Raw genomic sequence first — 23,811 nt, forward strand, 5'->3', positions numbered from 1 at the left:
GGCATTGGGTCGCCCGTTTTTTGTTACCTTGATTTCTGTATGATCTGACAAAAAGCTTGCTTACGGACGTTATTTCCCCGTATCATAGTGCTTGCTAGCGCCTGTTTTTCGGGGTTTGATGACGTTTGTGCAAAATGACGGAAATGTGTTTTAAATAATTTTTAAATTTGTGAGAAAAATAGTCTCAAACCCCTTGACAAAATCGGCAAAAGGGTATAAACTATACTTAGCACTCAAGAAGAGCGAGTGCTAACACTTAAATCAACAAAGTGCTAATTTCAGCGAATAGGACTGGTGGTGAGTGAATGGACGACCGAAAGCTGAAAATACTTACTGCGGTGGTCGATGAATACATCGTCACAGGCGAGCCTGTTGGTTCAAAGGCGATAATGTCCCACATAAAGGCTTCCTCCGCCACGATCAGAAATGAAATGGCTGAGCTTGAAAAGCAGGGATATCTTGAACAGCCCCACACTTCCGCAGGAAGGATACCCACATATAAGGGTTACAGATTATATGTTGACCAGCTTATGGAGCAGAACCAGCTTACAGACAGCGAAAAGGATATGCTCGATTCGATGATACCTCAGGAATATGTTACTGAGGAAGATCTTGTAAACAAAGCTTCGATGGCTTTGGCTGAGCTTACAAAGTGCGCTGCGGTCGTTGCAAACGCTACGCCGAAATTCTCGCTTATCTCTAAGGTGGAAGTTATCCCGACGGGAAAGAGAATGTACGTTATTCTTATGATAACGTCAAACGGTTCTATCAAGAACAAGGTTTGCAGGCTTGAATTTGATCTGAGCCAAGATCAGCTTGAGTTCTTTGACAACTTCGTGAGGGAGAACCTCAACGGCGTGCCGATAAACAGCATTTCGGACGCTTATGTCGAAAAGCTCACAGAGGCAATGGGAACATATATGATGACCCTTTCGCCGCTGGTATCAGAGATCATGAAGATGACCAAGGAAATGAGCAGCGTGACTATCAAAGGTCAAAGCAATCTGCTCACCTGCAAGGACTTCAATCAGAATGAGATCATAAGCTTTTTGGATAATCAGAAAGAGCTTAAGGGATTTATCGACGAGACGTTTTCGGGACTGCACGTTATGTTCTCACCCGAGCGTGACGGATTTGTTATCCACAACTCTTCGATAATCACGGCGCCCTTTTCCAAGGACGGCAAGACCGCCGGAGCGCTGGGACTTATCGGTCCGATGAGACTTGATTATGCAAAGTTCATTCCGTATCTTGAATATTTCACAAGCAAGATATCGGATATGATATCAGAAAAGCCGCAGGACGGCAAAGAAGATGATAAGAATGAATAAAAAGAAAGGCAGGCGGCGTAAATTGAGTAAGGAAACTGAAAAGGACACCGAGCTTGAAAAAGAGGAAAACACCTCTGCTGAAAGCGAAGAGACTAAGGCGGCGGACGAGACGGCTGAAAAGGCTGACGAGAACGCTGAGGACAATAAGGCTGAGAGCGAAGAAGATAAGCTCAGAAAAGAGCTTGCGGACGCTAAAGACAAATACCTCAGACTTATGGCTGAATATGATAATTTCAGAAAGAGGAGCGCAAAGGAAAGACTTGAGCTCACAGACACAGCAAAGGGCAACGTTATAAACGGCTTCCTTCCCGTGTTTGATAATTTTGAAAGAGCCTTGGGTACGGAAACTCAGGACACAGTTTACAAGCAGGGCGTTGAAATGATATTCAATCAGTTCGGCGAAGCCCTCAAGAAGCTGAATGTGGAAGTTATGGATATCTTGGGCAAGGAATTTGACCCGAACATCGCTACCGCAGTAAGCACAGTTGATGATCCCGAGCTTGGTGAGAACGTTGTGGCGCAGGTGCTGCAAAACGGCTACACTATCGGCGGAAAGGTCATCAGACACGCAATGGTCATCGTTGCGAACCCATAAGACAGCAAGACGATCATCGCCTTGATATAAAAATGAAATTTGAAAGGATTTGATTTTATGAGCAAAATTATCGGTATAGATCTTGGTACAACTAACTCTTGTGTAGCAGTTATGGAAGGCGGCGAAGCTGTCGTAATCCCTAACAGCGAAGGCGCAAGAACAACTCCTTCAGTTGTCGGCGTATCAAAGAACGGCGACAGACTTGTAGGTCAGGTAGCTAAGAGACAGGCAGTTACAAACTATGACAACACAGTAATCTCTATCAAGAGACATATGGGTTCTGATTACAAGGCTCATATGGGCGGCAAGGATTACACACCACAGGAGATCTCAGCTATGATCCTTCAGAAGCTGAAGGCTGACGCTGAGGCTTATCTTGGCGAGAAGGTAACAGAGGCTGTTATCACGGTTCCTGCTTACTTCACAGACGCTCAGAGACAGGCAACTAAGGACGCAGGTCAGATCGCTGGTCTGACAGTTAAGAGAATCATCAACGAGCCAACAGCCGCTGCACTTTCTTACGGTATTGATAAGGAAGAGGATCAGAAGGTTATGGTCTACGACCTCGGCGGCGGTACATTCGATGTATCTATCATCGAAATGGGCGACGGCGTTACAGAAGTTCTTGCAACAGCAGGTAACAACCACCTGGGCGGCGATGACTTCGATCAGAGGATCATTGATTGGATGATCTCTGAGTTCAAGAGCGCAGAAGGCGTTGATCTTTCAAACGATAAGATGGCTATGCAGAGACTTAAGGAAGCTGCTGAGAAGACTAAGATCGAGCTTTCATCTACTGCTTCATCAACTATCTCTCTCCCATTCATCACAGCAGACGCAACAGGTCCTAAGCACCTTGAACTGACACTTACACAGGCTAAGTTCAACGAAATGACAGCTGACCTTGTTGAATCAACAATGGGTCCGGTTCGTCAGGCACTTTCAGATTCAGGTCTGTCAGCTAGCGAGCTTCAGAAAGTTCTTATGGTCGGCGGTTCTTCAAGAATCCCAGCCGTTCAGGAAGCTGTTAAGAAGTTCCTCGGCAAGGAGCCATTCAAGGGCATCAACCCAGATGAGTGCGTAGCCCTCGGTGCTGCATATCAGGGCGGAGTTCTCGGTGGCGACGTTAAGGACGGTCTGCTCCTCCTCGATGTAACTCCTCTGTCCCTCGGTCTTGAGACAATGGGCGGCGTTTGCACAAAGATCATCGAAAGAAATACAACTATCCCAACAAAGAAATCACAGATATTCTCAACAGCTGCCGACAATCAGTCAGCCGTTGATATCAACGTTCTCCAGGGCGAGCGTGAGTTCGCAAAGGACAACAAGCAGCTTGGTATGTTCAGACTTGACGGTATCGCTCCGGCTCCTCGTGGCGTTCCACAGATCGAAGTAACATTCGATATCGACGCTAACGGTATCGTACACGTTTCCGCTAAGGACTTGGGTACTGGCAAGGAGCAGAACATCACAATCACTTCTTCAACAAATATGTCTAAGGACGATATCGACAAGGCTGTTAAGGAAGCAGAAGCTTTCGCAGCTGAGGACGCTAAGAAGAAGGAAGACGTTGACGCAAGAAACGCAGCTGACCAGCTTTGCTTCCAGGCTGAAAAGTCTCTCGGCGAGTTCGGCGACAAGGTAGACGCTGCTGACAAGTCAGCTTGTCAGGCTAAGATCGACGCTTTGAAGGAAGCTCTCAAGGGCACAGATATCGAGGCTATCAAGGCTAAGCACAAGGAGCTCGAGGAGACATTCCAGGGCGTTGCAACTAAGGTTTACCAGCAGGCTGCTCAGGCACAGCAGGCAGCAGGCGGCGCAGCAGGCTTTGACCCTAACAATATGGGCGGAGCAGCTCAGGGCGGCAACGCAAGCTCTTCAAAGGGCGGCGACGATGTTATCGACGCTGAGTTCACAGACGCTGAATAATATTGACAATTGCGGCGACCTCTGTCTGACTTCTCAGGCAGAGGCTATTGCCGTATTATGAGACAGCTTGAAAGTGAAAGCACATACTTACCAAAAAGGAGGCAAGCCCGTTCCCTAAAGTTTTCACGATAATGGAGCTGACAAGAACACGGGCGTTTATATGGCTGAAAAAAGAGATTATTATGAAGTCCTTGGCGTTTCAAAGGGCGCAACGGACGATGAGATAAAGAAAGCCTTCCGTAAAATGGCTAAGCAGTATCACCCTGACCTCCACCCCGGCGACAAGGAATGTGAGGATAAGTTCAAGGAGGTAAACGAGGCCTACGAGGTGCTTTCGGATAAGGATAAGAGAGCAAGATACGATCAGTTCGGTCACGCAGGCGTTGACCCGAACTATGGCGCAGGCGCTGGCGGAGCAGGCGGCTTCGGCGGATTTGGCGATATGGGCGATATTTTCGACTCCATTTTCGGCGGATTTGGCGGCGGTTTCGGCGGACGTTCTGCAAATCCGAACGCACCAAGACGTGGCGAAGATATCAGAGCAAACGTTGTTATCGACTTTATGGAAGCCTGCAAGGGCAAGAAGGTCAAAATTCGTATCAACAGGGCTGAGAAGTGTTCAGACTGTCACGGCACAGGCGCTGCGGCCGGTTCGTCACCTAAGACCTGTCCAGACTGCCACGGCACGGGTACTGTAAGGATAATGCAGAGGACGCCTTTCGGCAACATCGCTCAGACCACGACTTGTAGTCGCTGCGGTGGTAAGGGTCAGATCATTGACAATCCTTGCCACACTTGTAACGGACAGGGCAGAGTTAAGAAGGTTTCCGAAAAGGAGATCGAAATTCCTGCCGGTATCGACGACGGACAGACGCTTAGAGTTGGCGGCGAGGGCAACTGCGGCATAAACGGCGGCCCTAACGGCGATCTGCACATCAATGTAACTGTACGTCCCGACCCGATCTTCGAGCGTGACGGCTATGACGTATGGACGGAGATACCGCTTACTTACACTCAGGCGACACTTGGCGACGAGATCACAGTTCCGACTGTTGACGGCAAGGTCAAGTACAATGTTCCCGAGGGCACCCAGACGGGCACGGTATTCCGTCTGAGAGGCAAGGGCATCATGAAGGTCAACAGGAACGATCACGGCGATCACTACGTTCGTGTGACTGTTGAAGTTCCACGCAACCTTTCAAAGGATCAGAAGGAAAAACTTCGTGAATTTGAAAAATCGCTGGGCGAAAAGAATTACGCAAAGCGCAAGACTTTCTTTGACAAGCTCAAGGATAAATTCAAATAAAGATCAAGGAGAACGGCACGGGGCTGTTCTCCTTTTTTGTTGCAAAAATTATATAATAAAAAATCGCCGCAGGAAATACCCACGGCGAATATCGTACAAATTCAATTAAAGAATACCTGTATGCTTTTTGATAGCGGCGAAAGATTCAGCGCTGATAACGTGCTCCATACGGCAGGCGTCCTCAACAGCGACCTTCTCGTCAACACCCAATGTGATGAGCCACTTTGAAAGCAGAGTGTGGCGCTCATACATCTTCTCGGCGATCTCGAGACCCTTGTCGGTAAGCTCGATATAGCCGTCCTTATTTACAGTTATGTAGCCGTTCTCACGGAGATTTTTCATTGCAACGCTTACGCTTGGCTTTGAAAACTCAAGCTCGTTTACTATATCAATGCTTCTGACCTCGCCCTTGCCCTTGCGCTGGCTGAGGATAAGTATAGTTTCAAGATAATTTTCTGCGGATTCTCTGATCTGCATTTTATGATCCTCCTTTATGATGAATAGGTAAATTTCAAATTCGTTTAAACTTTATTATACCACATTTCACGCCGCTTTTCAATATCATTTTTAGCTAATTTGAGAGGCGGAAATTTGTATAAAAAACTGCCGCAGCAATTGACCGCAGCAGTCACAGAATATCGTTAACTTCTCTGCGGCTTACTGTATGCCGCACTCATCATAGTCTTTCCACTTTTCGGAATATTCCTTATCCTCAAAATACTTATATACAAACAAAGCAGTTGAAGCGATGACCAAGATAAGCGCACCCATCAATGCCCAAAATGATTTCTTTCTTGAATAGTTTGACATAACAAAACTTCCTTTCTATAAAAAAGTTTCCACACATAACAAAGCAATAAAAGCTATAATGTTCTGTTACAATTATACTACAAACGGACAGTTATGTCAACTCTTTTTGAGCTTATCGCTTAAATATATTTCTCGGAATAAAAATGCAGGAACTCTTCAAGGCACACGCCGCTTTTGGTTATAAGCTCCGCCGCTTCTGTGCCAACGTATCTATAATGCCAAGGCTCAAAATCAATGCCTGTGATATGCTCTTTCATTCGTGGATAGCGCAGGATAAAGCCGTATTTTGCGGCGTTTGCGCACAACCAGCGTGATTCAGCGGTGCGGTAAAAATCATCGCTGACGTCAGTATCCTCCGCCCTGCCGATATCCACCGCAAGGCCTGTATTGTGCTCGCTGGAGCCGGGCAGAGCCAGCGTTCTTGCCACCTTTGCAACAGCGTTTTCATAGTCAAGTCCGCCCCACATTTCGTGAGAGACTTCCCTTTCCCACAGCATTTGCTGATACTCGAATGAGCGATACGCCGAGATGATCCGCAGATTTATCCCTGCCTCTGCGGCTTCTTTGAGGAGCATTCTGAGCTGTCTGCCGGCCTGCGCTTCCACAAGCTTTCCCTGCACCTCCGTGAGCTCAAGGGTATTGGCGAGCTTGCTGTCCACAGGGTTGAATTTATCCACCAGCATAAGGTAATCCATTTTTGCGAGACCTCCCGTTTTCTGATTATTCTTATTTTAGTATACTCAGAAATGCGGAAAATGTGCAAAAATATTTTGGGGCTAAATTCAAAAATAGCAAAACAAAAAGGCAAAATTGCTGTTCGACAAGGCTCACAACAATTTTCGCCCATAGTGTTTTGAAATATTATTTATGTTTGTAAACCACACGTTCCTTGACGTCGATCTGCTTGTAGGATATCTTGAAGCCTATCCACGTTGCAAATGGGTAAAGCAGGGGGAATATCGCCGTCATAATGAACACAAATGGCGACATATTTTTTACGTCGGCAGAATGTGCCGCCCAGTCGATAAGAGGGTAAAAGCAAGCGTCAAGGAGCTTATATGCAGGCATAAAATTGAACGCCCCACTGAATTTCGATATCATCAGTATTATCATCATAACATAGCAGGGTATGCTTGCGATAAGTCCCAGCGTGAAGCCGTAATTCGGGCAGTCCTTTTCGCCGTGGAAGGTCACCTTATTGCGTGCTTCTTCGCCCTGTTTCAAGCCGAAATCCGCCATAAGGCACACAACGGTCAGCAGACCTGTCAGGCCGAAAATTATATTTGCAAATGCGCCGAAAGGTCTTGCCACGGCGATGAAAAACAGGAATATGAAAATGCCGAAAAATTCGGTCTCCACCCATTTTAAAAGTGCGGTCAGCACGGCTTTTTTTCTATTGTATTTTTCCATTATCAATGCTCCAAACAAAATTCGTTACAATAATTATATCACTATTTTCGCACTTTTTCAACAGCATATGCAGATTTTTCACCCTATCATCACAAAGATCATTCCGCATAAACGCTATTCTTTCGGATAAACTATTTTCAAAACTTGAAACAGGAGCGTGAACGCAATGGCAAACAAAGACGATCGCAGCAAAAAGGACAAGAGCCGCTTTCCGCAGGCGGCGGACGGTACAAAGGTCTACGAGCCACACGACATTATTTCCGCAGGGCAGGAATACATCATCACAGACAATTACACCGCCGAAAACGGCAGGGTCTACAATCGCTCGGCGCTGAACGCTGGCTTTGCAAGAAAATGGGTGGACGAAAACGAGAAATAGCCGTTGAAAAATTCGCCCCATTGTGGTATAATTATCTCAGCTAAAAAATTGTGCGGAGGTAATAATATGTCAAAAACAGCCATTATCACAGGAGGCTCGGGAGGTATCGGGTCGGCGATATGCCGTGTTCTTGCGGCTGAGGGCTGGCGGACTGTGGTATGCTATAACCACGGCGAGGCGCAGGCGAAAGCCCTTGCGGCGGAGCTTTGCGCAGGCGGACACACGGCGCAGGCGTTTTTTATGGACATTTCCAGCAAGGTCAGCATTGAGGGCGGTCTTGCCAAGATAAAAACTATTTTGGGCGAGCCAGAACTTCTTGTGAACAACGCAGGCATTGCGGATATCGGGCTTTTCACGGATATGACCGACGAGCGGCTTTGCAAAATGCTGAACGTGAACCTGCTGGGGACAATGCGGCTTTCAAAGGCTGTTCTGCCCGAAATGATAAGGGCGCACAGGGGCAATATCGTGAACATTTCGTCGGTGTGGGGCGAGGTCGGGGCTTCCTGCGAGGTGGCATATTCCGCCGCAAAGGCAGGGCTGATCGGCTTCACAAAGGCGCTGGCAAGAGAGGTTGCCGTCAGCGGTGTTAAGGTCAACTGCATTTCCTGCGGAATGATCGACACAAAAATGAACGGCGAACTTTCCCCCGAGGACGTTCAGGCGGTGGTGGACGAGATCTCAGTCGGCAGGATAGGCACGCCGAAAGACGTTGCCAACGCCGTGAAATTTCTTGCCTCAGACCAGTCGGACTACATTCACGGACAGGTCATTCGTGTCGACGGCGCTTGGATATGACAAATGAGAAAGAAACACCCCGAAAGAGCGTATCAGCGCCCTTCGGGGTGTTTTTATAGGGTGGTTATGAAGTTATGGGGATACTAATTTCACGGAACTTCGCTTACTGTTGTGACAGCAGCGGTGGTCGTCGTGACAGCATTGCCGTCATCGACTGCCTCTTCTGACGGGTCCTCGGGTTCGGCTATACCGATATCTTTCTTGCCCGAATTGCTTTCAAGATAATCGCTCAGCGCTTTTATATTGTCAAAACCGATATAATAGCTGTACATAGCTCCGCCGATCTCGATATCCATATATCCGTCCGCCCAGAACAGGATAGCAAGATTTTCCTCGCCAATGCAGTCTATGGAGCCGTATATCGCATACATATCGTCATAGGCTATGACGTGCTGCTCGGCTAAACTTTCGCTTTGCGATTGCGCTTGAGATTCGGATTTTTCATCTGCGGTCTCATCGCCGAGGAAATTTACGTCGTTAAAATCAATGTTCGCAAAGTCCTCGTCATCATCATTAAACCTGTCGATAAGGGTCTGCTCATCATAAGCGGCTTTTATAAATTCAAAGACCTTTGCGGTATCGAAATTATCATACATACGCTCTGTTGAAGCGTCGATAGCTTTGTAGGCATAGTCAAGCTTCATATTGCTTTCAAGAGAAAAATCCCTCGCAAGCTGTGAAAAATCCGCCGGTCTGTAATCTGACACGAGATAGGAAGCGGTCTCACCATAAGGGAACTTCACCGCAATTGCCACGTCGGGATCGACCCCCTTGATCGAATATATATCTACTGTTTTTGTCTCCGTTTTGCTGTCGGGGGCGTCCGCCTCGAGGGTCTGGCTGTCAAGCTTTTGATCGCACCATTCCTCGGACATCTCATTCCACGTCGTCATATAATTTTTGCCGTTATAATCAACGGTCTGGTACTTATCATAGTTGTCAAGAAGATCCCAATATTCCTGATCTGTAAGGTACTCGACCTCGCTGTCGCCGCTGTTAATACCGCAGCCGTCTGCGTCGTCCGCATAGTCTGTATAGTCCTCATTATCGGTTTCTTTGGTCTGCTGTTTTGCGGCTGCCGCTTTATCCACCTCCACAGGGGAATTAGACTTGTCGGCAAGATATACGACAGTTGAGGTAACGGCAAGGGCTGCGCAGGCTGCCACCGCCGCCCACTTTTTCCACACAATTATTTTTGCTTTTCCGCCTTCCTGCTGACATTCCTCAAGGAAATTTTCATCGGTATTTTCAAGAGCCTTGAAAATGTCCTCTCCGTTCATTTTCATAAAGGTACTCCCTCCTTTTCAAGCACAGCCTTTAGTTTATTTCTGCTTCGATAAAGGCTTGCCTTGACTGTATTGATGTTCATCACATATTTCTTTGCTATCTCTTTTATGGGTTTGGCGAACCAATAGCGCAGCAGAAAAATATTTCTGTCTCTTTCGGGAAGATCGCTCACAAAGCTTGCGATAAGCTTTTCAAGGTCTCTGCCGTCGCACAAGGTCTCCGTTGTGTGCTTATCCGGTATGCACTCGTCAAGCTCTTCAAGCACCGCTGCGATCTCGCCCCTGCCACGCTTGGCGGACTTTGAAGCACGGTATTTATCGAAAGCCAGATTTCTTGTTATCCTGCCGAAAAAAGCCGAAAGCTTTCTTGGTTTCTGCGGCGGTATGCTGTTCCAAGCGCTGAGCCAAGTCTCGTTGACGCACTCCTCTGCGTCCTCCTTTGAGCCCAGTATATTATAGCCGATAGAATAACAATAGACGCCATATTTCACATCTGACTGGACGATAGCCTGCTCGTCTCTATTCTCATACAGGCTGATTATCTCCACGTCCTCCATTATTCCGCCCCCTTATGTTTGAAAGTCCTTTCACCTATAATGACGAGAAAAGTGATCTTTGGTTTTATGGTTTTGAAATTTTTTTTGATTTTTATTTTTTCGCTATGAATAATATAGCATAAGTTATCGGGAAATGCAAATAGGGCGTAAAATAAAAAAATGAGGGTACTCACAAAGAGCACCCCCACGAATGAAGATTTGGTAATCAATCGGAATAGTCCTAGTCTTAGTCCTCAAACATCTTTCTTGCGGCATAGCAGATCATTTCTGCGGTAAGGTCTGTGCCGTATTCGCTGACGTCGATCATAAGATGTTTGTTGTCACGATCGCCACGGTTCTTGCCTGTGACGTATTTATAATAGTTGTGGCGCTGGCGGTCAACACGCTTGATGAGCTTCTCCGCCTCGCCCCAAGAAAGGTTGTAAGTCTCGCACATATGCTTTATTCTCGCATTGAAAGGCGCATAGAGGAACACGTTCATATGGTTCGGGTACTCTCTCAACACATAGTCTGCGCACCTGCCGAAGAATATTGCAGGCACACGCTTGTTGGCAAGATCTCGGATAACGTCCACCTGCGCTTTGACGGCTTTGTCAGAGTAAAACTGCGTTGACGAGCCGTAGCCGAAGGATTTCAGTAGGCGGTCTGCATTCTTGTCAAGCATTTCTTCGCTGTCAAGGAACGAATCACGGCTAATGCCTGCACGCTCCGCCGCCATATCAACAAGATCCTTGTCGTAAAATTCAACGCCCAGCTCGGCGGCCGCCTTTCTTGCAACTTCCCTTGCGTTGCAGCCGAACTCACGGCTTATGGTAATAATAAACTTTTTCATAGTCTATGCTCCTTTTTTATTTATGAGATTTTCTTTCGTAGTCTCTATCCTGCGCTCAGTCCTGCCTATGCAAATTTTCGGCAGATTCCAGCCGAATTTCACCGACAGCAGCCGCAGGGAAAATGTTACCGAAAGGCTTATTATGCAGGCCAGCATAAACGACATCGTGCCGTAGGTCATTAAAAACGCTGCCGCACCTGTTGCCGAAGCGCAAGCATATATGTTGCCGACGAATATCTCAGGCTTTTTGTTGACGAAAATATCCCTCAGAACTCCGCCGCCAACGCCCGTTATGACCCCCGAAAACACCATAAGAAAGCTGTTATCCGAGGCGCCGCTGCGCATTGCCGCCGTTATTCCCGTCACCGTGAAAATGCCCAGCCCGATGGTGTCGAGCAGCAGCATTGCGGTATCGTAAAGCCGCAGGGCTCTGTCGCCGAAACCGCCATTGACAGCCAATGCCAAGAATATCGCCACCGACACCGCCGCCGCAACTGTCATTGAAAGCGGATCACGGAACGCCGCAACAGGGTGGCTTCCGATGACGATATCACGCATTATCCCTCCGCCGACCGCCGTCGTCACGCCGATTATTATTACTCCGAAGAGGTCAAAGCGCCTTTTTATCGCCGTTAGTGCTCCACTTGCCGCAAATGCTGCCGTGCCGATAAGCTCCAGTATGGTGACGATAACGTCAAAATGTTCGTTCATTTCAGTCAACGCCCTTGCCTACATATTTGTGTATCTTTCGCACCGCAGTCGCCTGACTTATGCCAAGCTTCTGCGCCACCGCAACGGAGGTCCTGTATTTTTCATAGGCCTGTATTATCAAGCCGCTTTCGTAAAATTCCAGCATATCTTTGAGGGAAGCGTTCTGCGCAAAAACCTCCGAAGAGCTTCCCGTTATCCTATCGGGAAGATCGAAAATGTCCACCTTTTTCTTCTCAGAGGTGAGCACGATACGCTCGATAGTCCTATGCACTTCATCGATATTTTCTTTCCAATCATATCCCAACAAACAGCCCAGCGCCCTCGGGGTGAATTCAACGCTCCGTGAATACTTCTTGTTGGCCGTTGCGAGGTAATAGTCGATAAAGCTTTTCAAGTCCTCCGCACGCTCGTTTAGGGAATAGACCTGCACTTGATATGGGTCGAACTCGCTTACGAACTCCTCCGTCACCCTGCCCTTTGCACGGAGCTCCTCAAGTGAATATTCCGAAAGCCCGACAGGCACAACGCCTGCCTGTCGGCATTTTTCGATAACAGCCCTTTGAAGCTTTGCGGACAGCTTGTCGATATGCTTTATCACCACCGCATATATTCCCGACAGCGGCGATATCATCGAGCCCTCGCCAAGCAGTTCGCTTTCGATGACTTCCTCGCTTACAGGGGCGCAGTCATATGAATAAAGCGCACCCTTTTTGCCGTATACAGTTGAGGCGAGAAAGCTCTTTCCGCTGCCGGTCGGGCCATAGATATAGCAGGGGCAGCCTGCGTCACAAAACACGCCCACAAGCCGCCTTGCGTCTCTTGAACGGCTGCTTTCGGCGATATAACGCTTTCCACCGTCACGGCAGGACATAAGGTCGATCTCTTTGAGAAGCTTCTTGTTCTGATACTGCAAAACATTGTAACGCTCACGGAGGTCGTCAAAGCCCGTTATCTCCCAGGAGGAATAGCTTATTATCATCTCAAGCTCGTCGCCGTCAAAGACTGGTATGCCTGTTACGAAAGTCTCGTCGTTATCAGCGCCCTTTTGGACTGTTGTCACACGCTGGTGGGTCTCATAGACCATTTGGGTCACACAAGGGGAGAACATTTTCATCATCTCTTCCGAGCCTGCGAACTTGCCGATTATATCCGAACCTTTCACAGTTCTGCCGCTGAGATATGACTGAGAAACAAATCTGAAAACACCGCTGCCGTCGGCGATAGTAACGCCGGGGTGAATGCTTTCGAGAATGTGTCCAAGCCGCTCGTAATCGAGACGTCCCTGCATATCCATTTCGCCGATCTCCTTTCTGCGGTGGGGTTATGATGTAAATTTATACATTCAATATCTTCGAGAAGAACTGTTTTGCACGGTCGCTCTTCGGGTGCTTGAAAACTTCTTCGGGGGTGCCGTCCTCGATAACATAGCCGCCGTCCATAAAGCACACTCTGTTTGCCACCTCTGCGGCAAAGCCCATTTCGTGGGTGACAACGATCATTGTCATTCCTGCTTCCGCAAGGTCTTTCATAACGTTGAGCACTTCGCCCACGAACTCAGGGTCAAGGGCTGAGGTCGGCTCGTCAAAGAGTATGACCTCGGGCTCCATTGCAAGGGTTCTTGCGATAGCAACTCTCTGCTGCTGGCCGCCGGAAAGCTGCGTTGGATAAGCGTCAGCCTTGCCGTCCATTCCTACCCTTGCAAGAAGCTCCATAGCCTTCTTGCGGGTCTCTTCCTTATTGGCTTTCTTTACCTGTACAGGGCACTCCATAACGTTCTCAAGAACGGTCTTATGCGGCCACAGGTTGAACTGCTGGAACACCATGCCAACATTCTTTCTTATCTCCTTTGCCGCCTTGTCGTTGAGCTTTTTGTTGTGCTTGTCCTCGTCAATGCCCTTGAGAGTTGCGCCGCCGATCTTTATTTCGCCCGAGGTCAGCTCTTCAAGATAGTTGAGACATCTGAGAAAAGTGCTTTTGCCCGAGCCGCTAGGACCGATAACGCTTACGACCTCGCCCTTGTAAATATCCATATCTATTTTTCTGAGAACTTTCAGCTCTCCGTAATTTTTCGCCAGATCGTGAACTGATATCACGGGCGTTCTGCTTTCAGCCATTTTATTTTACACTCCTTTATATTGTTCCGTCAGATAGCAACACGATTGTTGCGCTTCTCGATACATCTTGAAGCAAACTCGATAACAAGGTTCAGCGCCCAATAAAGCACGCCTGCGCAGATATAAACTATCAGCGGACTGAATGTTATACCGATAGCTTCCTTTGTCATCATCGTCATTTCTGCAACTGTGATGATCGAGAGGATAGATGAATCCTTGACGGTCTGAACGAACTGACCTGTCAATGACGGAACGATTATTTTGAGGGTCTGTGGGAAGATTATCCTTACCATTGTCTTGAATCTTGACATTCCCATTGCGTATGAAGCTTCAAACTGTCCTTTCGGGATAGCGCTGACGCCGCTTTCAAGGATAACGGCGGTATATGCCGCCGTGTACATTCCAAGGATTATAACGCCTGTTGCGAACGCCGAAACGTCAAAGCCAAGAGCAGGCAGACCGTAATAAGCAAGGTAGACCTGCACCATAAACGGGGTACATCTGAATATCTTTATGAAAGCCCTTGCGATAAGCTCCACCGCCTTATTTTTTGAAAGGCACATATAGCCCACCGCCGAGCCTAAAACCATTGCGATGAGAATTGAAAGAACGGATATCGCAGCCGTTGTTCCAAGTCCCTGCAAGAGCAGCGGAAGCGCTATTTCCGCAACGTGCATAAATTCGTCCATTGACTTCCGCCTCCTTATCTTCTTTCAAGTCTCTTTTTTTGAAGCTTTACAAGCTCTTCAAGTCCTGCGCAGATAACAAAATACATAACTGCTATTGCAATATAGAAAGGCAGGTTTATGTATGTCTGCGTTACAAGACGCTGAGCTGTTCTTGTAAGCTCCACGATAGCCAGTACAGAAAGCATTGGCGATACTTTGATAACGTTGATGAACTCGCTGGTGAGCTGTGGGAGAGCCACCTTGAACACCTGTGGAAAAACTATCCTCATAAGTATCTTTGGCTCGCTCATTCCGAGAGCTCTTGCAGCCTCAGTTTGACCCTTTGGGATAGCGGTGAGGCCGCCTCTGATGATCTCTGCGATAAATCCGCCGCTGTTAAGGCTAAGGGCGATTATGCCCGAGGCGAGGTTTGAAAGGTTCAGTCCCATTACAGCCAGCGCTTGATAGATTATATAGATCTGCACCAGCACAGGTGTGCCACGGACAAAGCTTATATAGACCGCAACAAACTTTTTCAGTATTCTCGAGGGCAGCGAATCACCGCCCATTCTCATTACCGAAAGCAACATTCCAACGCAAAGCGCTATGAGTATCGCCGCAACGGATACGAATACTGTATAGCCAAGACCTTTCAGCAGCAGGTCTTTATATTGCCATACTATGTTAAAATTCTCCATTATGATCTATGCTCCGACGCTTTGCGGAACATATCCTCCTTTCAAAGGTCGTTTACTCGGCAGGGATATAATCTGACTCAGGAAGGTCTGTTGCCTCGCCGAACCACTTCTTCTGAAGTTCTGCAAGAGTGCCGTCTTCCTTGAACTTGTGTATCTCGGAATCGATATAGTCTGAAAGCTCTGTGTCTTCCTTACGAACAGCCCAAGATACCCAAGTATCTGTGCCGACCATTTCAGCATTGCCCGAATCGTCACAAACGATCTCGTAATCGTCGGGGTTCTTCATTACGACTGCGGCGCAGCTTGCATAATTCTGAGCAACAAGGTCGATCTTGCCGTTTTTAAGCTCTGCGAAAGCCTCAGGGAATGAATCGTATGTGAGCAGCTCGGAATAGCCTTCCTTGCCCTCTGACTGGAGCTTTTCATTGAACTTCTTTGTGTCGTCCTCGTTATAGCAGGAAGTCTGTGTACCCACCTTCTTGCCCGACATATCCTCGATGGACTTGATACTGTCGTCGCCCTTTCTCTTTACGAAAACTGTTGTACCGTTCTGGATAGGATAAGTCATTGTGTACTTGCTTGCTCTTTCAGCCGTTACGCCGAGGGTTGCACCAACGACGTCGTACTTCTTGGCTTCAAGTCCTGCAAGGATACCCTGGAAAGGAAGGTCGATATAATCCAGCTCAACGCCGAGGTCGTCGCAGATCTTAGCGAAGAGATCTGCATTGTAGCCGACGATCTTATCGCCGTCCATATATTCAAAAGGCTCATAAGCGGCTTCCGTCGCAACTGTGAGCTTGCCATTTTCCTTGATCTGATCGAGTGTGAGCGGTCCCGAATTCTTGCTGCTTCCGCAGGCTGTGAGACATCCTACTGCCAGCACCGAAGCTACCGCCATTGCACAAACTCTTCTTAACATTCCAAATCTTCTTTCGTTTTTCATAACTGATCTCTGCCTTTCGTTTAATTTTTCATTTTACTTTCTAAAATGTAATTTGATCACCGTGAAAAAAAATCGAAGCGCCGGCAAACTCGGCGACTTATCACCGAATGCCAACGCTCCTTTGCGTTAAATAATATTATAAGGGGGGAAAATCTTGAATACTTATTTTCTCTTGCCGATCTTTTTCTGATAAGCGAGAATGGACATAAACTCGAAGATGATGTTTGCGCCCATATATGCCGTGATCTCTGAATGATCGTATGGCGGAGCGACTTCAACAACATCGAAGCCTGTGAAGTTCAAGTCCTTCAAAGCTCTGATATACTGGAGTGTCTCGAAAGAAGTGAATCCGCCGACCTCAGGTGTGCCTGTGCCCGGTGCATATGCAGGATCGACAAAGTCGATATCGAATGTGAGGAACACCTTGTTGTCGCCCACCTTTTCCTTGATGACCTTGAGAAGATCCTCAGGGGAATAGGTGTGGAGCTTGTCGCCCGGGATAACTGTGAAGCCAAGGTCTGCGGCGATCTTGAAGTCGTCAGGATCGTAAAGAGAACCTCTCATACCGATCTGAACGGACTTGTGCGGATCGATAAGACCCTCTTCCATCGCTCTTCTGAATGGCGTGCCGTGATTGTACTTCTGACCGAAAACTGTATCGCAAAGGTCAAGGTGCGAATCGAAATGCACAAGGCTTACCTTGCCGTGCTTTTTGGCGATAGCTCTCAGCTCACCAAGGGTGATAGCGTGGTCGCCGCCAATGCTTATCGGAACTGCGCCGCATTCAAGAACGCCGTCAAGGGTCTGTTCGATAGCTGCGTAAGTTTCGTGGATATAGTCGGGAATTACAGGAACGTCGCCAAGGTCTGCGCCCTTGAGGGAGTCCATAATATTTACGCCCATTGCAACATTGTTAGGCTTTATCATTGCGGAAATGTTTCTTACTCCGTTAGGACCAAATCTTGCGCCTGCTCTGAAAGAAGCGGCGGTATCGAATGGGATACCAACGATAGCGAAATCCAATCCCTCTGCTGAGGTTGCGTGTGGAAGCCTCATAAAATTACCCATATTACAAAAACGAGGAGAGCCTGAGGCACTCGGTGGCTGACAATTGTTGTTGATCATTTGAGGTCACATTCCTTTCAAAAAAAATCGCTAGAAACATATCCAAGTCATTTCTGAATTGCTCTATGTGCAGAATTATATCACGCTTCCTGCAAGTTGTCAAGGGCTAATTTTTGATTTTTTAAAATTTTATTCACTTCGGAATAGCGTTTGTTATACCGCAAATAGCGTGTTTACGTCATTTGCACAATGCAACATTATTCATTATTCACTTTTGAATAGCTTCTTTGTGCAGATTTACGAACTGACAAAATGCAGCTTTATATATTATGACTTTCATTTTGTTTATAGCTATTTTTTATTCAAAACTGAATAAAATAAGAAATTTTCTTTAACACTATTGCCAAACAGAAAGCGCTGTGCTATAATATGATCAAAGCAATGACGCTCTTATAACCGACTAGGCAAATGCCTGTCGGTCTATAAGGGCGTTGTTTTTTTATAATCTAAATCTATATTATATTCAGCAAATGATTTTGAAAGGATGTTTTATTATGGCTTGTTTTTTAGTACCAGCAACAGAAGCGATCGTTACAACAATTGTGGCAAAGGCAGTTAAGTCTCACGAGGCAAAGGCTGAGGAGCAGACAAAGGTCAAGGCTCTTTTGGAGGACAAGCTTCCTCTTTCTAAAAAGATAACAAGGCTCTCAGGCTTTCTGTGGGGCGGCTCAGGTCTTTTGGCATTTGAGCACCTGTGGCACGGTGAGATTTCTCCGTTCTTCCCATTCCTGACAGCGGCGAACGACCCTTCGGAAATGGCAGTAGCATTCCACGAAATGGCGACTGTCGGAACATCAATGGCTGTTCTTGTGACAGCGGTATGGGCTGTACTGACTGTGGTGTCTGACAAGATACTGAAACGTAAGCCAAAAAAGACTGCAAAGCTGGGAGGTGACGCCGTATGACACTTCTTATCACACTCATAGCTGCCGTTATCGTTACTATAGTATGGTACACATCACCAAAAGCCAGAAAGCTTAAAGTGGGGCTGATGTGCTATATGTACTGGGGCGCATCTATAATGTGGCTCGTGGACGCACTTTTTGAATACAAAGAGCAGGGCGCAGGATATTTCACCCCTGCCACAGCAGACATGATAAACGACAGCTTTTTAGGGATCTGCGTTGTTGCACTCGGCACCGTCGTATGGCTCGGCACTATGCTCATAAGCGACCCTGAGGGAGTAGTAAGAAAAGCCCTTACAGAAAAAAAGCAGTAAATACACTATACTATATAAATAGGAGGAATAATAATGCGACTTGTTCCAAGAGAGCAGGATAAGCTTATGCTCCATTACGCTGGGGTGCTCGCCCGTGACCGCAAGGCTCAAGGGCTAAAACTCAATTACCCCGAGGCGGTGGCATACATTAGTATGATGGTTATGGAAAAGGCAAGGGCTGGGGTCTCCGCCGCCGAGCTTATGCAATATGGCACAAAGCTTCTCACCGCCGACGACGTTATGGACGGCGTTCCCGAAATGATACACGAAATTCAGATAGAATCAACAATGCCCGACGGCACAAAGCTTGTGACTGTACATAATCCTATCAAGGGAAATAGCAAGCTCAACCCCGGCGAATTTATCGTTGAAGAGGGCACCATAAAGCTCAACGAGGGCACGGAGAGCATTGAGCTGACAGTTTCAAACACAGGCGACAGACCTATTCAAACCGGCTCACACTTCCACTTCTTTGAGGTCAACAAAGCCCTTGAATTTGACCGCAAGGCGGCTTATGGTATGCGACTTGACATTCCAGCAGGCACGGCGGTCAGATTTGAGCCGGGCGAGAAAAAGACCGTCCGCCTTATCCCTATCGGCGGCGATCGTGTGGGATATGGTCTCAACGGACTTGTAAACGGAAAAATGGACGACGAAAACATTAAGCAGGCGGCCTTTGCAAAGGCAAAAGAGCTTGGCTTCAAGGGGGTGTAGGAAATGATCGAGATTTCAAGAAAAGCTTACTGCGATATGTACGGCCCGACCGTCGGCGACAGGGTGCGTTTGGGCGACACTTCCCTTATTGCGGAGGTGGAAAAAGATTTGACTGTTCACGGCGATGAGGCCAAATTCGGCGGCGGAAAATCTCTCCGTGACGGAATGGGACAATCCTGCAAAGCCACCGACAAGGAATGCCTTGACACGGTAATAACAAACGCTCTTATCATCGACAGCACAGGAATTATAAAGGCGGACGTTGGCATTAAGGACGGCAAGATCGCAGGAATAGGCAAAGCAGGCAACCCCGACATCATGAATGGCGTTGACAAAAACATGATAATAGGCGCTTCCACGGAAGCTATCGCAGGCGAGGGACTTATCCTCACCGCCGGCGGACTTGACACGCACATTCATTTTATTTCCCCGACACAGGTGAGAACGGCGCTTTACAGCGGCATTACTACTATGATCGGCGGCGGAACGGGTCCTGCGGACGGCACAAATGCCACCACCTGCACCCCTGGCGAGTTCAATATCCACAGAATGTTGGAAGCTTCCGAAGATCTGCCGATGAATTTCGGCTATCTCTGCAAGGGCAATTCCAGCGATATCACTACACTTGAAGAACAGATAAAGGCAGGCTGCATCGGCTTGAAGATACACGAGGACTGGGGCTCTACCCCCGACGTTATCGACCACGCACTTACTGTTGCGGATATGTATGACGTGCAGGCGGCTATCCACACCGACACCCTTAACGAGGGCGGCTTTGTCGAGGACACAGTCAACGCTTTCAAGGGCAGAACTATCCACACCTATCACACAGAGGGCGCAGGCGGCGGACACGCTCCCGATATCATCAGAGCGGCGGCGTTCCCGAACGTTCTCCCCTCCTCAACCAACCCAACAATGCCTTACACAGCAAACACCCTTGACGAGCACCTTGATATGCTTATGGTGTGCCACCACCTTGACAAGAACGTGCCGGAGGACATTGCTTTTGCGGATTCGAGGATTCGCCCCGAAACTATCGCCGCAGAGGACGTTTTGCACGATATGGGAATTTTCTCAATGATGAGCTCCGATTCGCAGGCAATGGGACGTGTCGGCGAGGTCATCACGAGGACTTGGCAGACGGCGGACAAGATGAAAAAGCAGCGTGGTGCTCTCCCCGAGGACAGCGAACTCAACGACAATTACAGGATAAAGCGATACATTTCAAAATACACCATAAACCCTGCGATAACCCACGGCGTTTCGGAATATGTTGGCTCTGTTGAAGTTGGCAAGGTGGCAGACCTTGTGCTTTGGAACCCTGCATTTTTCGGCGCAAAGCCCGATATGATAATCAAGGGCGGCTTTATTTTCGCATCGAAAATGGGCGACGCAAACGCTTCTATCCCGACCCCTCAGCCTGTTTGCTACACAGAAATGTTCGGCGGCCACGGTCTTGCGCTGTCAAGCACCTGCATCACGTTCGTGTCAAAATACGCATATGAGGACGGCATAAAGGAAAAGCTTGGACTTAAAAGACAGGTTCTCCCCGTCAAGAATTGCCGCAATATCTCAAAGGCGGATATGGTCTACAACAATGTTTGCGGCGATATCAGAGTTGACCCCGAGACTTACACAGTAACAGTTGACGGCAAGGTAATAACCTGCGAGCCATTTGACGAGCTTGCACTTGCACAGAGATATTTTATGTTCTGATATAATGATCGATTTCAATAAAAGATAAAAAGCGAGGAAGTAAAAATGATTGCTGAAAAAATAATCGGGAACCTGTCGGAGCTCTCCCCTGCCGTGCCAATAGACACAGTTGAACTCGACTGGTTCGAGGCAGAGAAAAAGCGTATCCGCAAGACGACTGTCGGCGGACGTGACATCGGCATTGCGATCGACGAGAACCTAAAGGACGGCGATGTTATTTACCTTGACGACGAGCTTTGCGTTGCGGTAAAGCTCACAAGCTGTCCGCTTATCAAGATAAACGTTCACACAATGGAGGAAATGGGCAGGCTTTGTTTTGAGATCGGCAACAGGCATTTGTCGCTGAAAATTTCGGCTGACAGCGTGCTTATCCCCCGTGACGAGCCAACGGAAAAACACCTTAAAAATCTCGGTTTTGACTGCGAGGAGATAATCGGCAAGTTCGATGATTTCATCGTCTGCAAGGCTCACGGACATTCACACAGCCATTCCCACCAGCACGAACACAGCCACGAACATCACGAACATCATCATTAAATGCAGCATACTGAGGTGATAAAAATGACCGATACCGCAAAGCTTCTGCACATTTTGCAGATATGCGACAGCCTTTTCCCCGTGGGTGCGTTCACACTTTCAAACGGCCTTGAGACCTACGTTCAGCGTGATATCATCACTTCGCCCCAAGGGCTTGAAGAGTATCTTCATTCCTACATTTCCGTGCTGCCTTTTAACGAGCTTGGCGCTGCTGCGGCGGCTTATTCAGCGGAGGAAAAAGAGCTTTGTCGGCTGGATGAGATTTACTCGGCGGCTAAAGCGCCCTTTGAGATACGCAGCGGTTCGGAAAAGGTCACAAGGCGATTTTTCAAGATCTGCGAAAAGGGCGAAAACAGCTTCACAGGACTGTACAAAAAGCTCACCGGAGAGGGTGTTTGCAAGGGTCATCAATGTATCGCCTACGGGCTTTATATGCGTGACAACGGCATTGAACTGTCGGAAGGGCTGGCGGTGTATGGCTATTCGATATGCTCTGCCATAGTCACGAACTGCGTGAAGCTTGTGCCGCTGAGCCAGCTTGCAGGGCAAAAAATCCTCGGAGAAAGCTTTGAGCTTATATCCTCCGCCGCAGAAAAAGCCCTCGACACGTCCCTTGACGATATCGGCATAAGCGGCGCAGGTTTTGACCTTCGGGCTATGCAGCACGAGCGACTTTATTCAAGGCAATATATGTCATAAACCACAAGCTATAATTTATCAAATTAATAAGGAGAACCGAAAATGAGTTATGTAAAGATCGGCGTGGGCGGGCCTGTCGGATCGGGCAAGACCGCACTTATCGAACGCCTTACAAGAGAAATGTCAAAGGAATATTCGATCTGCGTTGTCACAAACGATATTTACACCAAAGAGGACGCCGAGTTTCTGACGAAAAATTCCTGCCTGCCGGCGGATAGGATAGTCGGCGTTGAAACGGGCGGCTGCCCTCACACGGCCATAAGAGAGGACTGTTCGATGAACCTTGAAGCCGTTGACGAAATGGTGAAAAAGCACCCCGACACCCAAATCGTGTTCATTGAAAGCGGCGGTGATAACCTATCCGCCACATTCTCCCCCGATCTTGCGGACGCTTCTATCTATGTTATCGACGTTGCACAAGGCGAAAAAATTCCAAGAAAAGGCGGCCCGGGCGTGACACGTTCCGATCTTCTGGTGATAAACAAGACCGATCTTGCGCCGCTGGTAGGCGCTTCCCTCGAGGTAATGGCTTCCGATTCCAAGCGAATGAGGGGCGAAAGACCGTTTCTTTTCACGAACCTTATGAGCCGTGAGGGTGTTGCGCAGGTCATCGACTGGATAAAGAAATCAGTCCTCTTTGAGGATCTCAAATGAACGGCCGACTGCACCTTTCCACGGTTTTTGACAGCTCGAAAACCGTCACGGAGGACTTGTATTTTGCGTCGCCTTTCAAGGTCTATTCACCGTTTTATGACGGCAGTGGCTGGGCGAAGTACATTTCGATGTGCGGCTCGGCAGGTGTTTTGGCTGGGGACGAAAACGAAACAAAGCTTTATGTCGGCGAGGGCTGCAAGGTCATTTTCACCGATCAAGGCTATCAAAAGCTTTTCAACACAAACGGCGGCGTTTCAAAGCAAAGCCTCAAACTGGTCGTTCGCAAAGGCGGCAAGCTCTGCTATATCCCCCACCCAATTATGACTTTCGCAGGCTGCGATCACATATCATCGGGCAGAGTGAGTATCGCCGAAAGCTCCACCCTTGTTTTCTCGGAAATTTACTGCTGCGGCAGAACGGCAATGGGCGAGGAGTTCGGCTTGAAGCGCTTTCGCTCACGGACGGAAATTTCTATCGACGGCAAGGCGGATTTTATCGACAACACCCTCATCGACCCCGAGCTACTGCCCATACGCAAAAAAGGCTTTTTCGAGGGCTTCACCCACACGGGGTTTATGTACATATATTTCCCCGACAAAGGACTGCTTGACAGCATTTTTGAAAGCGCCGCAGAAGATGCCAGCATACAGCTTTGTTCTACCCACACCGAGCGTGGCATTGCCATTCGTGGGCTGGGATATTCGGGCGAGGAGATTTATGAAAAGTTCCTTTCTATCGCCGAAAAAGTGCGCAGCGAAAGCGATAAAACGCCCGAATGAA

General features: G+C 48.0%; 28 protein-coding genes. 14 read left to right on the plus strand and 14 right to left on the minus strand.

The genetic code is table 11. The annotated features are described in order from the left end of the window. The first annotated feature begins 305 nt into the window (after positions 1-305). The 4 genes from hrcA (at position 306) to dnaJ (ending at position 5,161) form a co-directional block, all read left to right on the plus strand. Positions 306-1,331, plus strand: coding sequence for a heat-inducible transcriptional repressor HrcA (gene hrcA / locus QZ371_RS03360; protein WP_295209421.1), 1,026 nt, complete (start codon positions 306-308; stop codon positions 1,329-1,331). Continuing rightward, entirely contained in the window at positions 1,324-1,926 is a 603-nt protein-coding gene (gene grpE, locus QZ371_RS03365) for a nucleotide exchange factor GrpE (RefSeq protein ID WP_295209423.1), read from the plus strand. Before hrcA ends, grpE begins: the two co-directional genes overlap by 8 nt. Before the next feature lie 57 nt (positions 1,927-1,983). Next, on the plus strand, positions 1,984-3,855 hold the full coding sequence (gene dnaK / locus QZ371_RS03370; protein ID WP_295209425.1) for a molecular chaperone DnaK: 1,872 nt from the start codon (positions 1,984-1,986) through the stop codon (positions 3,853-3,855). 160 nt (positions 3,856-4,015) lie between these two features. Continuing rightward, positions 4,016-5,161: a molecular chaperone DnaJ gene (gene dnaJ, locus QZ371_RS03375; RefSeq protein ID WP_295209428.1), complete on the plus strand. Its 1,146-nt coding sequence runs from the start codon at positions 4,016-4,018 to the stop codon at positions 5,159-5,161. Between the two features lie 105 nt (positions 5,162-5,266). On the opposite strand, the gene QZ371_RS03380 is transcribed toward dnaJ, so the two are convergent. The 4 genes from QZ371_RS03380 to QZ371_RS03395 form a co-directional block, all read right to left on the minus strand. Beyond that, complete coding sequence (locus tag QZ371_RS03380) at positions 5,267-5,638, minus strand: metal-dependent transcriptional regulator (protein WP_295209431.1); 372 nt, start codon at positions 5,636-5,638, stop codon at positions 5,267-5,269. A gap of 180 nt (positions 5,639-5,818) precedes the next feature. Beyond that, the gene (locus QZ371_RS03385; protein ID WP_295209434.1) at positions 5,819-5,971 is read right to left on the minus strand and encodes a hypothetical protein; all 153 of its coding nucleotides are present in this window, start codon (positions 5,969-5,971) and stop codon (positions 5,819-5,821) included. A gap of 119 nt (positions 5,972-6,090) precedes the next feature. Beyond that, complete coding sequence (locus tag QZ371_RS03390; protein ID WP_295209437.1) at positions 6,091-6,666, minus strand: D-alanyl-D-alanine carboxypeptidase family protein; 576 nt, start codon at positions 6,664-6,666, stop codon at positions 6,091-6,093. A 166-nt stretch (positions 6,667-6,832) separates the two neighbouring features. Continuing rightward, positions 6,833-7,381: a hypothetical protein gene (locus tag QZ371_RS03395; protein ID WP_295209440.1), complete on the minus strand. Its 549-nt coding sequence runs from the start codon at positions 7,379-7,381 to the stop codon at positions 6,833-6,835. A gap of 166 nt (positions 7,382-7,547) precedes the next feature. On the opposite strand from QZ371_RS03395, the gene QZ371_RS03400 reads away from it, so the two are divergent. Together QZ371_RS03400 and fabG are read left to right on the plus strand one after the other, a co-directional pair. Then, the gene (locus QZ371_RS03400; RefSeq protein WP_295209442.1) at positions 7,548-7,760 is read left to right on the plus strand and encodes a hypothetical protein; all 213 of its coding nucleotides are present in this window, start codon (positions 7,548-7,550) and stop codon (positions 7,758-7,760) included. Positions 7,761-7,826: 66 nt separating this feature from the next. Continuing rightward, positions 7,827-8,558, plus strand: a complete 732-nt coding sequence (fabG, locus tag QZ371_RS03405) for a 3-oxoacyl-ACP reductase FabG (RefSeq protein WP_295209445.1) — start codon at positions 7,827-7,829, stop codon at positions 8,556-8,558. An 89-nt stretch (positions 8,559-8,647) separates the two neighbouring features. On the opposite strand, the gene QZ371_RS03410 is transcribed toward fabG, so the two are convergent. The 10 genes from QZ371_RS03410 to speB all read right to left on the minus strand — a co-directional run bounded on the left by QZ371_RS03410 (position 8,648) and on the right by speB (position 17,492). Then, positions 8,648-9,844: a hypothetical protein gene (locus QZ371_RS03410; RefSeq protein WP_295209448.1), complete on the minus strand. Its 1,197-nt coding sequence runs from the start codon at positions 9,842-9,844 to the stop codon at positions 8,648-8,650. Next, positions 9,841-10,401 (minus strand): sigma-70 family RNA polymerase sigma factor, encoded by a 561-nt coding sequence (locus QZ371_RS03415; RefSeq protein WP_295209451.1) that lies wholly within the window; start codon positions 10,399-10,401, stop codon positions 9,841-9,843. Before QZ371_RS03415 ends, QZ371_RS03410 begins: the two co-directional genes overlap by 4 nt. A gap of 226 nt (positions 10,402-10,627) precedes the next feature. Next, on the minus strand, positions 10,628-11,233 hold the full coding sequence (locus QZ371_RS03420) for an AAA family ATPase (protein WP_295209454.1): 606 nt from the start codon (positions 11,231-11,233) through the stop codon (positions 10,628-10,630). Positions 11,234-11,236: 3 nt separating this feature from the next. Continuing rightward, on the minus strand, positions 11,237-11,944 hold the full coding sequence (locus QZ371_RS03425) for a TRIC cation channel family protein (RefSeq protein ID WP_295209471.1): 708 nt from the start codon (positions 11,942-11,944) through the stop codon (positions 11,237-11,239). A 1-nt stretch (position 11,945) separates the two neighbouring features. Beyond that, entirely contained in the window at positions 11,946-13,238 is a 1,293-nt protein-coding gene (locus tag QZ371_RS03430; RefSeq protein ID WP_295209474.1) for a sigma 54-interacting transcriptional regulator, read from the minus strand. 40 nt (positions 13,239-13,278) lie between these two features. Further along, positions 13,279-14,058, minus strand: coding sequence for an amino acid ABC transporter ATP-binding protein (locus tag QZ371_RS03435; protein ID WP_295209477.1), 780 nt, complete (start codon positions 14,056-14,058; stop codon positions 13,279-13,281). A gap of 29 nt (positions 14,059-14,087) precedes the next feature. Further along, on the minus strand, positions 14,088-14,747 hold the full coding sequence (locus tag QZ371_RS03440) for an amino acid ABC transporter permease (RefSeq protein WP_295209480.1): 660 nt from the start codon (positions 14,745-14,747) through the stop codon (positions 14,088-14,090). Between the two features lie 14 nt (positions 14,748-14,761). Then, positions 14,762-15,424 carry an amino acid ABC transporter permease gene (locus QZ371_RS03445; protein ID WP_295209483.1) on the minus strand — a complete coding sequence of 221 codons (663 nt, stop codon included), beginning with the start codon at positions 15,422-15,424 and terminating at the stop codon, positions 14,762-14,764. 52 nt (positions 15,425-15,476) lie between these two features. Beyond that, a complete protein-coding gene (locus QZ371_RS03450) occupies positions 15,477-16,367 on the minus strand; it encodes a transporter substrate-binding domain-containing protein (RefSeq protein ID WP_295209486.1) in 891 nt (296 codons plus the stop codon). A gap of 162 nt (positions 16,368-16,529) precedes the next feature. Further along, on the minus strand, positions 16,530-17,492 hold the full coding sequence (gene speB / locus QZ371_RS03455; protein ID WP_295209488.1) for an agmatinase: 963 nt from the start codon (positions 17,490-17,492) through the stop codon (positions 16,530-16,532). Between the two features lie 494 nt (positions 17,493-17,986). Here speB and QZ371_RS03460 point away from each other — a divergent pair, with 494 nt between their 5' ends. Genes QZ371_RS03460 through QZ371_RS03495 form a run of 8 tightly spaced genes read left to right on the plus strand, consistent with a single transcriptional unit; the run spans position 17,987 to position 23,810 of the window. Next, entirely contained in the window at positions 17,987-18,397 is a 411-nt protein-coding gene (locus tag QZ371_RS03460; protein ID WP_295209491.1) for a hypothetical protein, read from the plus strand. Beyond that, positions 18,394-18,711, plus strand: a complete 318-nt coding sequence (locus QZ371_RS03465; RefSeq protein ID WP_117957507.1) for a hypothetical protein — start codon at positions 18,394-18,396, stop codon at positions 18,709-18,711. Before QZ371_RS03460 ends, QZ371_RS03465 begins: the two co-directional genes overlap by 4 nt. A gap of 33 nt (positions 18,712-18,744) precedes the next feature. Beyond that, entirely contained in the window at positions 18,745-19,425 is a 681-nt protein-coding gene (gene ureA, locus QZ371_RS03470) for an urease subunit gamma (RefSeq protein WP_295209496.1), read from the plus strand. Positions 19,426-19,428: 3 nt separating this feature from the next. Next, a complete protein-coding gene (ureC, locus tag QZ371_RS03475) occupies positions 19,429-21,141 on the plus strand; it encodes an urease subunit alpha (protein ID WP_295209499.1) in 1,713 nt (570 codons plus the stop codon). 45 nt (positions 21,142-21,186) lie between these two features. Next, positions 21,187-21,678: a hypothetical protein gene (locus QZ371_RS03480; RefSeq protein WP_295209501.1), complete on the plus strand. Its 492-nt coding sequence runs from the start codon at positions 21,187-21,189 to the stop codon at positions 21,676-21,678. A gap of 24 nt (positions 21,679-21,702) precedes the next feature. After that, a complete protein-coding gene (locus QZ371_RS03485) occupies positions 21,703-22,377 on the plus strand; it encodes an urease accessory UreF family protein (protein ID WP_295209504.1) in 675 nt (224 codons plus the stop codon). Between the two features lie 42 nt (positions 22,378-22,419). Beyond that, positions 22,420-23,031, plus strand: coding sequence for an urease accessory protein UreG (gene ureG, locus QZ371_RS03490; protein ID WP_294408944.1), 612 nt, complete (start codon positions 22,420-22,422; stop codon positions 23,029-23,031). Beyond that, positions 23,028-23,810, plus strand: coding sequence for an urease accessory protein UreD (locus QZ371_RS03495; RefSeq protein WP_295209509.1), 783 nt, complete (start codon positions 23,028-23,030; stop codon positions 23,808-23,810). Before ureG ends, QZ371_RS03495 begins: the two co-directional genes overlap by 4 nt. Position 23,811: the final 1 nt, after the last annotated feature.

The sequence above is a fragment of the Ruminococcus sp. genome, assembly GCF_019423705.1.
Classification (GTDB): domain Bacteria; phylum Bacillota; class Clostridia; order Oscillospirales; family Ruminococcaceae; genus Hominimerdicola.